General features: G+C 28.1%; 12 protein-coding genes and 1 other RNA gene. 8 read left to right on the forward strand and 5 right to left on the reverse strand.

Going from position 1 to position 11205, the window contains the following annotated elements; all coding sequences use genetic code 11:
• Positions 1-33 precede the first annotated feature (33 nt).
• From rpoD to CPIN17260_RS02955, 8 genes are all read left to right on the forward strand, one after another.
• The gene (rpoD, locus tag CPIN17260_RS02920; protein WP_069636903.1) at positions 34-1899 is read left to right on the forward strand and encodes an RNA polymerase sigma factor RpoD; all 1866 of its coding nucleotides are present in this window, start codon (positions 34-36) and stop codon (positions 1897-1899) included.
• Between the two features lie 37 nt (positions 1900-1936).
• An RNA gene (rnpB, locus tag CPIN17260_RS02925) (RNase P RNA component class A) lies at positions 1937-2256 on the forward strand.
• Between the two features lie 25 nt (positions 2257-2281).
• Positions 2282-2755 (forward strand): cheVAW transcriptional regulator CheQ, encoded by a 474-nt coding sequence (gene cheQ / locus CPIN17260_RS02930; RefSeq protein WP_069636904.1) that lies wholly within the window; start codon positions 2282-2284, stop codon positions 2753-2755.
• Between the two features lie 72 nt (positions 2756-2827).
• Positions 2828-3439 carry a glycerol-3-phosphate 1-O-acyltransferase PlsY gene (gene plsY / locus CPIN17260_RS02935; RefSeq protein ID WP_069632863.1) on the forward strand — a complete coding sequence of 204 codons (612 nt, stop codon included), beginning with the start codon at positions 2828-2830 and terminating at the stop codon, positions 3437-3439.
• Positions 3436-3762 carry a dihydroneopterin aldolase gene (locus tag CPIN17260_RS02940; RefSeq protein WP_069632862.1) on the forward strand — a complete coding sequence of 109 codons (327 nt, stop codon included), beginning with the start codon at positions 3436-3438 and terminating at the stop codon, positions 3760-3762. Before plsY ends, CPIN17260_RS02940 begins: the two co-directional genes overlap by 4 nt.
• A gap of 80 nt (positions 3763-3842) precedes the next feature.
• Positions 3843-4514: a homeostatic response regulator transcription factor HsrA gene (hsrA, locus tag CPIN17260_RS02945; RefSeq protein WP_069632861.1), complete on the forward strand. Its 672-nt coding sequence runs from the start codon at positions 3843-3845 to the stop codon at positions 4512-4514.
• A gap of 35 nt (positions 4515-4549) precedes the next feature.
• Positions 4550-5791, forward strand: a complete 1242-nt coding sequence (locus CPIN17260_RS02950) for a sensor histidine kinase (protein WP_226997033.1) — start codon at positions 4550-4552, stop codon at positions 5789-5791.
• The gene (locus CPIN17260_RS02955) at positions 5791-7239 is read left to right on the forward strand and encodes a Ppx/GppA phosphatase family protein (protein WP_069636905.1); all 1449 of its coding nucleotides are present in this window, start codon (positions 5791-5793) and stop codon (positions 7237-7239) included. The genes CPIN17260_RS02950 and CPIN17260_RS02955 overlap by 1 nt, the downstream gene beginning before the upstream one ends.
• An 8-nt stretch (positions 7240-7247) precedes the next feature.
• On the opposite strand, the gene CPIN17260_RS02960 is transcribed toward CPIN17260_RS02955, so the two are convergent.
• The 5 genes from CPIN17260_RS02960 to CPIN17260_RS02980 all read right to left on the reverse strand — a co-directional run bounded on the left by CPIN17260_RS02960 (position 7248) and on the right by CPIN17260_RS02980 (position 11205).
• Positions 7248-7670, reverse strand: a complete 423-nt coding sequence (locus CPIN17260_RS02960) for a hypothetical protein (protein ID WP_069636906.1) — start codon at positions 7668-7670, stop codon at positions 7248-7250.
• Positions 7670-9103, reverse strand: a complete 1434-nt coding sequence (locus CPIN17260_RS02965) for a Mur ligase family protein (protein ID WP_069636907.1) — start codon at positions 9101-9103, stop codon at positions 7670-7672. Before CPIN17260_RS02965 ends, CPIN17260_RS02960 begins: the two co-directional genes overlap by 1 nt.
• Positions 9100-9870: an EstV family lipase gene (locus tag CPIN17260_RS02970; RefSeq protein WP_069636908.1), complete on the reverse strand. Its 771-nt coding sequence runs from the start codon at positions 9868-9870 to the stop codon at positions 9100-9102. Before CPIN17260_RS02970 ends, CPIN17260_RS02965 begins: the two co-directional genes overlap by 4 nt.
• The gene (locus CPIN17260_RS02975; RefSeq protein WP_069632856.1) at positions 9870-10091 is read right to left on the reverse strand and encodes a type II toxin-antitoxin system Phd/YefM family antitoxin; all 222 of its coding nucleotides are present in this window, start codon (positions 10089-10091) and stop codon (positions 9870-9872) included. Before CPIN17260_RS02975 ends, CPIN17260_RS02970 begins: the two co-directional genes overlap by 1 nt.
• A 76-nt stretch (positions 10092-10167) precedes the next feature.
• Entirely contained in the window at positions 10168-11205 is a 1038-nt protein-coding gene (locus CPIN17260_RS02980) for a D-alanine--D-alanine ligase (protein ID WP_069632855.1), read from the reverse strand.

Here is an 11205-nt window from a genome sequence, read left to right on the forward strand (position 1 = left end):
TATTCAACCAGTGAAATACTAGAAAGGAATTTAATGAGTTCTGCAAAAGAGGCATTTTCACAAATAGAAGAGCTTTTTGCCGAAAACGCAAAAGGTTTTATAACTTATGAAAAACTTGTAAAATTATTTGACAAAGCACCAACAGCTACTATAGTTAAGAAAATAGAAGCTTTAATGAACAAAAATAAAACTCAACTTTTAACTGCAGCTGAAGTTGCTAAAATGAAAAATTTAGCAGATGCTAAAAAGAGAAAAAAAGAGGCTGAAGAAGCCCAAGAAGAAAATATAGATGATGATTTTGATCTAGCTAATGAGTCAGACTATCTTGAATGGTCAAGATCTGATAGCCCTGTAAGAATGTATCTTAGAGAGATGGGTCAAATATCTCTTTTAACCAAAGATGAAGAGATAGAAATAAGCAAAAAGATAGAACTTGGAGAAGATATTATTATAGATGCTTTTTGTTCTGTCCCGTTTTTGATTGATTTTATACTTGATTATAAAGAGCCACTTATAAATAGAGAACGTCGCGTAAAAGAGTTATTTAAAAGCTTTGAAGAAGATAGTGATAGTGATAATGACAACGATGAAGATAGCGATGATGATTCGAGTGATTTATATGATAACAATAGCGAAACTCCGGCATCTAAAAAAGTTGCAAAAAACGACAAAAGAGCATTAAAAGTAATAGAAAGCTTTAAGGCATTAGAAAAAGCAAAAAAAGAGTGGTTAAAAACTGCAAATAAACAAGGTGAAATAGACAAAGATGATATATTTGCAAATATAAATATAGCTTTTAAAAAGAAAATTTTAAAAGATAAACTTATGGACTTAGGTCCAACAAGCAAACTTATAAGCGAAATAGTAAAATCAATGGAAACTGCTCTAAAAAGCGATGACGAATTTGATAGAGAGCTTAAACGTTTAGAATATCGTCTTCCTATGTTTAGCGATGAGCTTAAGAAAAATCACAAAGGAATTTTAAAAGATATCCTAAAACTAAGCAAAGATGACATAATAGCAAGAGTTCCTGAAGCTACTATGGTTTCTGCTTATGTTGAAATCAAAAAACTTTTCCAAACAAAAGAAGCCAGCAAACAAGGGTTTAACCTAGAGCCAGCAAAATTAAAATCAGTCTTAGAGCAAATAAAGCGTGGTAAAAAGATATCTGATGAAGCAAAAACGAGAATGGCCAAATCAAACTTAAGACTTGTTGTAAGTATTGCAAAAAGATATACAAATCGTGGATTGCCATTTTTGGATTTAATCCAAGAGGGAAATATAGGTCTTATGAAAGCTGTTGATAAGTTTGAATATAGAAAAGGTTATAAGTTTTCAACATACGCAACTTGGTGGATAAGACAGGCTATAAGTAGAGCAATAGCCGATCAAGCAAGAACAATAAGAATACCTATCCACATGATAGAAACTATAAATCGTATAAATAAAATTAACAGAAAATACCTACAAGAAGAAGGCAAAGAACCTGATGTAAGCGTTATCGCAAAAGAGGTAGGACTTAGTGTAGATAAAGTGAAACAAGTTATAAAAATAACAAAAGAGCCTATCAGTCTTGAGGCGCCTATTGCAAATGAAGATGATGGCAAATTTGGAGATTTTGTTGAAGATAAAAACTCATTAAGCCCAATGGAACATATCCTTAAAAATGACCTTAGAGAACAAATAGATGATGTTTTATCTCAACTTAACGATAGAGAAAAAGCTGTTATTTGTATGAGATTTGGACTTTTAGATGATGAAAGCGATAGAACACTTGAAGAGATAGGAAAAGCCTTAAATGTAACAAGAGAGAGAGTTCGCCAAATAGAAAGCTCAGCTATAAAAAAACTAAAACATCCTAAAGTTGGAAGAAAACTCAAAAACTATATAGAGGGTTAAAAAGTATTTTTTTAAGTTTTTTTAGTTACAATTACAAAAAGCACAGTAAGTGGTCGCTTGAAAAAGAGGAAAGTCCGAGCTACAATAAGACAGAGTTCCATCTAACGGATGGCTAGGGTGACCTAAGGGAAAGTGTAACAGAAAGCAAACTACCTTATTTCAAAGGTAAAGGTGAAACGGTGGGGTAAGAGCCCACCAGCACTCTTGGAAACTAGAGTGGCTAGATAAACCCAACTCGTAGTAAGAATGGGCGGTTTTAGTCTTATAATTAAACCATTCGCTAAAATTTGTATGTAAATGCAAATTTAGATAAATGACCACTCACGACAGAACTCGGCTTATCGCTGTGCTTTTTACAAATAATATCTTGGTGTAAATTTCAATGAAAATCATATTGGCTCCAAATAATTTTTTAGATGACTATGTTTTGGGAACTGAGCTATCAAAAAATGCAAATATATCATCCAATGCATATCTTTTTTGGAAAAATACAATATCCGCAAAATTTCAAAACTCAAGAACTGTATTTATAAATAAAAAAACCATACCAAGCAAATTTAACCAAGCATTAAAACAATGCACAGAGCTAAATGGACTTGTTTTAAGCAATGCATTTTGCTCTTTTACAGGGATATCAAATTCACATCTAGTAAAATCAAATAAATCAAAATTTTATGATTTAGTTGAAATAAAAGAAATTTCTGGAATTAAATTTGTAAATTTAAAGAAATTTTATGATGATTTAAGTCTTGATTATAATTTAAATCTATATATAGAAAAATGCAAATTTTTTTCTCCAACGCCTTTTGAAAAAAAAATAAAACTTACAGACACACTATGTCTAGGGTATTATTAATTACAATTTTTATCTTAATATCAGCAAAAATAAACTATCATCACAAGATAAAATTATACTATAGGATAAAGAATGGAAAACATCATATCATACATAGTTGCTTATTTGCTTGGTGCTATACCTTTTGGGCTTTTATTTTGCAAAATTTTTGCAAATACTGACATAACAAAGCAAGGAAGTTGTAGTATAGGCGCAACAAATGTCCTAAGAGTTATTAAAACAACAAACCCGAAATTAGCAAAAAAATTAGCCATTTTAACAATATGCTTTGATGCTCTTAAAGGGCTATTGCCAATCTTTGTAGCAAAATTATATGGAATAAATGATAATACTCTTTGGGCTATGGCTGTGCTTGCTGTTATTGGACATTGTTTTTCTCCATTTTTAAAATTTGAAGGAGGAAAAGGCGTTGCTACCGGTGCTGGAGTATTATCATTTTTTCTTCCGTTTGAACTTTTGATAGCATTATTTGTTTGGTTTATAGTAGGGAAGGTTCTAAAAATAAGCTCACTTGCTTCAATACTAGCACTAATAGCTTTTATCACTTCTAGTTTTATAATTCATCCAATTATCGAGCCTATAAATACACATGTGCCAATATTAATTATTGCTTACATAATAATTTATAAGCATATCCCAAACATAAAAAGAATAATTTTAAAAGAAGAAGCAAAGGTAATATGAAACAAACGCTAACAACTTATATAAAAGATTTTGAGTTTAAAACTATAATAGGAATGTGCGATTTTGAAAGAGTAACACCACAAAAAATAAAAATAAACGTAGAGTATCAATCAAATGATTTTATTGATTATGTAGAAGTTATTAATTTTATAAAATATACCTATGATGACTATAAATTTGAAAAACTTGAAGACTCTCTTAAAATAATTTCAGAAAAATTAAAAGAAAATTTTGAAAATTTAACATCAATTAAAATAGAAATTTTCAAACTAGAAATCATAAAAAATGCAATAGTTGGAGCAAAGATAGAGGTTGTTTATTAATTTTTTTTTAAACTATCTTGAAAATTTGCTTAATTTATGATACAATTTCCTCCAAAATTATAATATACAAGGAATCAATAATGAGAATATTGGTAGTAGAAGATGAAATAACACTTAATAGAACTATTGTAGAAGGTCTTGGAGAGTTTGGATACCAAACAGATAGCTCTGAAAACTTCAAAGATGCAGAGTATTATATTGGTATAAGAAACTATGATTTAGTTTTGACCGATTGGATGCTTCCTGATGGAGATGGTATTGATTTAATACATGTCATAAAGCAGAAATCACCAAGAACTTCAGTAGTTGTTTTGTCAGCAAAAGATGATAAAGAAAGTGAGATAAAAGCTCTTAAAGCTGGTGCTGATGATTATATAAGAAAGCCATTTGATTTTGATGTTTTGGTTGCTAGACTAGAGGCTAGACTTAGATTTGGCGGAACAAATATCATCAAAATAGATGATTTAATAATCAATCCTGATGAAGAAAAAATAACATATCTTGGCAAAGACATAGAGCTAAAAGGTAAGCCTTTTGAAGTTTTAACTCATTTGGCTCGCCATTCAGATCAGATAGTAAGTAAAGAGCAACTACTAGACGCTATATGGGAAGAGCCTGAGCTTGTTACTCCGAACGTAATAGAAGTAGCAATAAATCAAATTCGTCAAAAAATGGACAAACCTTTAAATATTTCAACAATTGAAACCGTTAGAAGACGCGGATATAGATTTTGTTTTCCGAAAAAAGCTTAAGAACTAGATTTATTTTACAATTAGCATCAGCATCTATGGTGCTGATTGCTATAGTTTCTATTATGTTATACTACTATATAAGAGTTACCATACTAGAAACTGTAGTAGCAGAGCTAACTTATGAAGCAAAGTTAATAATAGAAAAACCTTTGGAATTGAATCCAAAAAATGAGTATAAATTTAAAATACAACTTCCAAATAAAACAGTAACAAATGTTGAAATTTTAGAATACAAAGACAAGATAAAAAAACCCTATTTTTCACACTATGAAGATGAATTGCAAACATTTATGCAACTTATATACAATTATAATGACAACTCATATATGAAACTTACAAAAGAAACTACAACACAAAGTAATATAATAAAACAAATTTTAATAGATATAATAATTGTCAATGCTACATCTATATGCCTTGTTATTTTTTATGCTCTATTTTTATCAAGAATGCTATTAGTTCCAATCAAGACTCTTGCATCAAAGCTAGGTAAACTAAACGAAAGATTTCTAAAAGAGATAAATACAAACTCATTGCCGATTGAATTTGAACCGCTTGGAAATGTAATAAATAGCCTTATAAATAGAATACAAACTTTTGTAGAATATCAAAAAGAGTTATTTATAGGACTAGCACACGAACTAAAAACGCCAATAGCTGTAATAAAAACAAAAAATGAAGTTACTCTGCTAAAGCCTAGAGAAAATGAAAAATATATAGAAACATTAAAATCAAACAACGAAATAATAAACTCAATGAATTCAATGATAGGTTCAATCCTTGAAATAGGTCGTCAAGAAGGCGCACAATTTGAAGAACCGGTAATGGTAGATGTTATAGGATTTTTAAACAAAATGGGAAACAATCTAGCAATATTAGCTCGTCAAGAAAAAAAAGAGCTGATTTTAGATCTAAATCCAAAAATTTTAAATCTAAAAATACAACAAAATTTATTAATACACATAGTTCAAAATTTTGTTCAAAATGCCATTAAATTCTCGCCTGAAAACTCCAAAATAACACTCAAAACACAAATAGTAGACAAAAAATTTATCATAGAAGTCACAGATGAGGGGATAGGGATAGATGAAAATAAAGATCTATTTGCACCATTTAAAAGATTTGGCAACAAAAGCGGTGTTGGACTTGGCTTATTTTTAGCCAAAGGTGCAGCACAAGCACTAGGAGGCACAATAACTATAAAAAATAGACAAGAGCAAAATGGAGTTATAGCAACTTTCACTTTGCCGATTGTAAAAAACAAAAAAGGCAAATAATGGCAAAACGAACAGCTGTAATAGATCTTGGCTCAAATTCAACCAGAATGGTTATTTTTGAAAGAACTTCAAGATGGGCATTTTTTACTCTTGGCGAATATAAGATGAAAGTTCGTTTAGGCGAAGGTGGATATGCAAATAATGGAAATATCTCACAAGAATCAATGGATACGGCTTTTGAAGCCTTTAGCGAGTTTAAAAATATAGCAACTAGCTATAAATGTAATAAAATTTTAGCCGTTGGAACATCAGCATTAAGAGATGCTCCAAATTCAAAAACATTTATAAATTTGATAAAAAATAAGCTAAAAATAAACCTAAAAATCATAAATGGAGACGATGAGGCTAAATTTGGCGCATTAGCAGCTATAAATTTATTATGCATTCCAAATCATTGTGTTACATTGGATATAGGAGGCGGTTCTAGCGAACTTGCTTTAATAAAAGATTTAAAAATTGTAAAAACCATATCACTAGATATAGGAACTGTAAGATTAAAAGAGCTTTTTAATAACACAGATAACAAAGAAGAACTTGATATTTTTATCAAAAAAATTACTGAGAAAATACCTAGTGAGTTTAAATCAGAAAATATTGTTGTAATAGGTGGTTCTTTAAGAGCGTTATCAACAGCTATAATGAAAAAGATAAACTATCCATTGCCAAGCATACATGGGTTTTGTTACGAGATTGAAAAATACCATAAATTTATAAGCAATATTTCAACATCAAAAAAAGAAGAGCTAGAACAATTTAATATTAAAAAAGATAGGTTTGACACAATAAGAGAAGGTGCTTTAATTTTTTTAAATATAATCAAACATTTAAATATAAAAAGTGTATATACAAGCTGTGTTGGTATAAGAGAGGGTATATTTTTATCTAATTTTTTAAGACCATCTTTAAAATTTCCAAGCAATTTAAACCCAAGTTTAAAAAGTCTACAAGATAGATTTATCTTAACAAACAATAAAAATATAGCATTTTATTCAAAAGAGATCTTTAAAGAGTTATCACCTCTTCACAACCTAAATGAAAAATACTTATATGAACTAACTATAGCTTCCAAATTATACAATGCTGGTCAAGACATAGGGTTTTATAATGATCATATCAGCTCAGCATACATTATACAAAATGCTTTAAATTTTGGTTTTAAGCACGAAGAAAAAGCACTTATATCTGCAATAATAAGCACAAATGGCAAAAAAAATGTATATGAATATGAAAAATTTAAGCCTCTGCTTCCAAAGCAATCACATATAAGATGGTTAAGCTTTATATTAGCATTAGCAAAAACACTAGATATAAATTGTTCATCTAAAAAATTATGCTTTAAATTTGAAAATCAAACACTTAGAATTTTTGGTTCAAAAAATCTAATGATGGCAAAAGAAGAGATCAAAAAACTAAATAAACCAGAACCTTTTGCTATAAGTTTTGAATAGAACCAAGTTTAATAATTAGTCGCATTTAGATCATCTTGGATCAGATATTGTTGTTCTAGCTCTTCATATTTTTTATTTGATTTATTATAGACTTCATTATCTATCTTAAATCTGTTTTTTAAATCAATAATATCAGAACAAGCATTTATATTTCCAAGTTCACAACTTTTAAAGATATAAGATATACCTATTTTAATATTATCTTTATCATTTACTGTATTATCTATTTCTTTTGTAACTTGTTTGTTTATATACATAAAACCAAGTTCGTTACAAGACATCTCATCATTAAGCTCACAGCCTTCATAAAATATGTCGTAAGCATCTTTAAAATTTCCATTATTTAGATATAAAACACCCTTATCAAAATCATCTATATCAAAACCAAAAGAGCTATAAATCACCATTAAAATTAAAATAATTTTTTTCATCACATAAAACTCGGAGCATCATTAGAAAACAAGATTAAATCACCTATTTTTGTATGTTCTGTCAGTGTTTCTTGCATTTTATTTTTATCTTTTAAGATAACTATTTGTGGCTTGCTAAGAAATTTTAACAAGGCTTGTGCGTTCAAAGGACTAGAAATAATTACAACATCAAAAATATCATTTATAATACGCGAAAGTTTTTCATTTTCATCCTTGTTACTTTCCATTATTCCAGGAGTTATAAGAATTTTTCTTCCACTATAAGTCCTTACTAGTTCATAACTAGAACTCATGCCTATAAAATTTCCATTAAAGCTATCATCGATGATAACCTTGCCATTAGCATTAATTTTTTCAAGCCTATGTTCAATATTTTTTAAATTTTTAATTTTATTTTGTATTTTATCACTATCTAGACCAAAAAATTTAGCAACCTTTATACAAGCACATAAATTTTCTACATTAAACTTACCTATCAATGAAGAAGAGAAAGAATTATCATCTAAAACAAAGTTTATTCCATCTAAATCTGATTTAATATCTTTTATATTTTTATTGTAAATTTCAATATTTTTTTCATCATTTTTCAAGGTAGAACTATGTAAAAAAGCTTTTTTTAACTTATTGCTTTGTAAAGCTTCAAGTTTTGTATTTCTTATATTTTCAATGCTTTTAAAATACTCTATATGCTGCTTTCCTATCTCTCCTACAACAACAACTTCAGGGTTTAAATACGTAGAAATTTCATATATATCACCCTTTAGCCTAGCGCCAGCTTCAGCTATGTATATCTGAGTTTGATTAGTAATATTTTCGTTTATATCCTTAATAATTCCCACTAATGTATTTACGCTTCTTGGTGTTTTGTGGCAATTAAAATCATTTTTTAAAATTTCAAAAAGAAAGTTTTTAATACTTGTTTTGCCATAACTTGCTGTTATTAAAATTATTTTTAAATTTTTATTGCTTTGTATTTTATCTAACGCTTTTTTCTTATAATAAATAGCATTCGCTTTTTCAAAAAAATGGCTAAAAACAAAACCTATAAAGATAGGAAAAATAATATCTTTTGAAAAATTTCCATTATTTAGTATATAAAATAAATTTTGAATAATCAAAGCCAAGCAAAGAATAACAAAAAAGCGTTTTACTCTATTTGTAAATACTAATTTTTTATCTAGTTTTTTATTCCATAAAAATAAACTAGGAATAAAAGCAAAATAAAAATATATAAAAAACAAATTACCAGTAGTATAATAAAGCATAATAGGAGCTATAAAGAAAAATACATGCCAAAGTGGTCTTGTAAAATGAAATATTACTCTTTTTGTCTTATATGAAAACCATTGAAAACATGTCATTAAATAATAAGAAACCAATAAAGCAAAAAATATATTTGAAATACCAAAAAAAATATCTTTAATTTCAATCATTGTTTATTAACAACCTCTATACAACTTTCATCTTCGATATTTGAAGAACTGTTTATATCAGATATAACTCTATCTTGTATAAATTTAGAATGCAACAAAAAGAAAAAATGATCCCCACTTAAAGGATAAAAACTACTATCTTTTATTATTGAATGTATAAACTCGCCATTCTTTAATGGTGTGGCTCTATCATTTTCACCCCAAAATATAACAGCTTTATTTGAGAATTTTTTAAACTTTCGTGAAAAATCTTCATCAACTACATTTTTTAAAGTTTCATACATCACAACACTCATTCCACTTATATCTTTTGTAGCAAACAGTCTATAAAATCTACCAAATCCGAAAAATTTTAAAATTTTAAAAATTCTAATTTTAGCTCTTACAAGAAAAGGTTTTTTGCTAATAATTCCTGCTGAACTAAGCAAAACTAAATTTTTTGGATTCAATAAAGTAGCAACCTTGCCACCAAAACTATGTCCAAGGATAATATCTGGTTTTTGTGGTAATGAGTTTACAAACTCTCTGATAATGTTTGAATAATCAGATGTTTTTAAAGGACTAAAAATATTACTATTTCCAAAACCTGGCATATCAACATATATATGTTTATAATCACAAAAAGTATCTTTAAAAGCCTTTTTCATAATCTCTTTACTGGCACCCCAGCCATGCAAAAAAAGTATAATTTTTTCATTTTCTGGATTTAGCATTTCATAAGAAATCAAATATTTTTTTGATGAATATTTTATAGTTTTACTAGCCATTATTTATCTTTTTTACTAGAATTATATATACTTTCAAGTATTTCTACTGCCTTTTCAAGACGCTCATACTCATCCATATTTAAAATAACTGCTTCAAATTTATTGTTTTTTACCACAACTGCTCTTTTTGTATCTCCACTACTTATTTTATTTAAAACTGAACTAAAATTTCTAACGACTTCAGTTGCAGTATAAATTTCATCTTTCTTAAATGCTAACATAAAAACTCTTTTTACATATAATTTTACATATAATCTAGCATATTTAATATTACAAGGAAATTAAATATTTTATAAATTATATTTTATTCCCTTTTGAGCTAATTATGGAGCTTAAAAATTTATAATCAATATTTATATTTTGCTTATCAGGTAGCGAATTTGAAAGAGACCTTATAATACTTTTAAAATCATCAAACAAATAATGAGCAAGGCTTCCTGGATTTGGATTTATTTCATTAAGATAAATTTCATTATCTATTACAAAAAAATCACATCTAATCAAGGCACCTTCAAATGTGTTTTTATAAATTTTCATAAATGCATTTTTTAATCCATCTTCAAGTTCTTTTGATATATCTGCGCTTTTTACTTTTTGTTCGTTTGAAAAAGATAGATATTTTTGTTCAAAATCTAAAAAATCACTCTTTTTTGGCTCTTCTATTATAGAAAATTTAAACTCATCATCTATAATACAACCGGCTAAATTATACTCTTTTACATTTTCGATAAATGGCTCAACTAAAACATCGCAATCAAACTCAAAAGCTATATCTTTAGCATAATCAAACTCATCTTGAGTTTTTACTACGCTAACGCCTATGGAGCTACCAAGTCTTAGTGGTTTTAGTATAAATGGATACGAAGTTTTTGGATTATCTTCACGTCTTATAACCTCATAATCAAGTGTCTTTACACCAACTTTTTTAGCAAAAAGTTTAGTTAATTCTTTGTTAAAACTTAACACACTAGCTTCAAGTCTAGGGCCTATATAATCCACACCAAAAAAATCAAACAATGAGGCTAACTTGCCATCTTCTCCATCCATGCCGTGTATTAAATTTATAAAAACATCAGCATTGATTTTGCTCTCACCAAATATAGAATTAGTATAAAAGCCACCTTGCTTTAAAGTTAGTTTTTTTGACTTTTTATAAAGACCTTTGCTAAAAAAATTAGCTTTCATGTTTTTTGATTCTATGAGATAAAATTCTCTCAGCCTATCACAAAACACAAAAACACACTCTTGGTTTAAAACATTTTTTAAAACAATAGCGCTTACTACGCTTATCTCATGCTCAAAACTTTTAGCACCAAATACAATACCTAATTTCAT

Origin of the sequence: Campylobacter pinnipediorum subsp. pinnipediorum (assembly GCF_002021925.1) — a bacterium.
Lineage (GTDB): Bacteria > Campylobacterota > Campylobacteria > Campylobacterales > Campylobacteraceae > Campylobacter_A > Campylobacter_A pinnipediorum.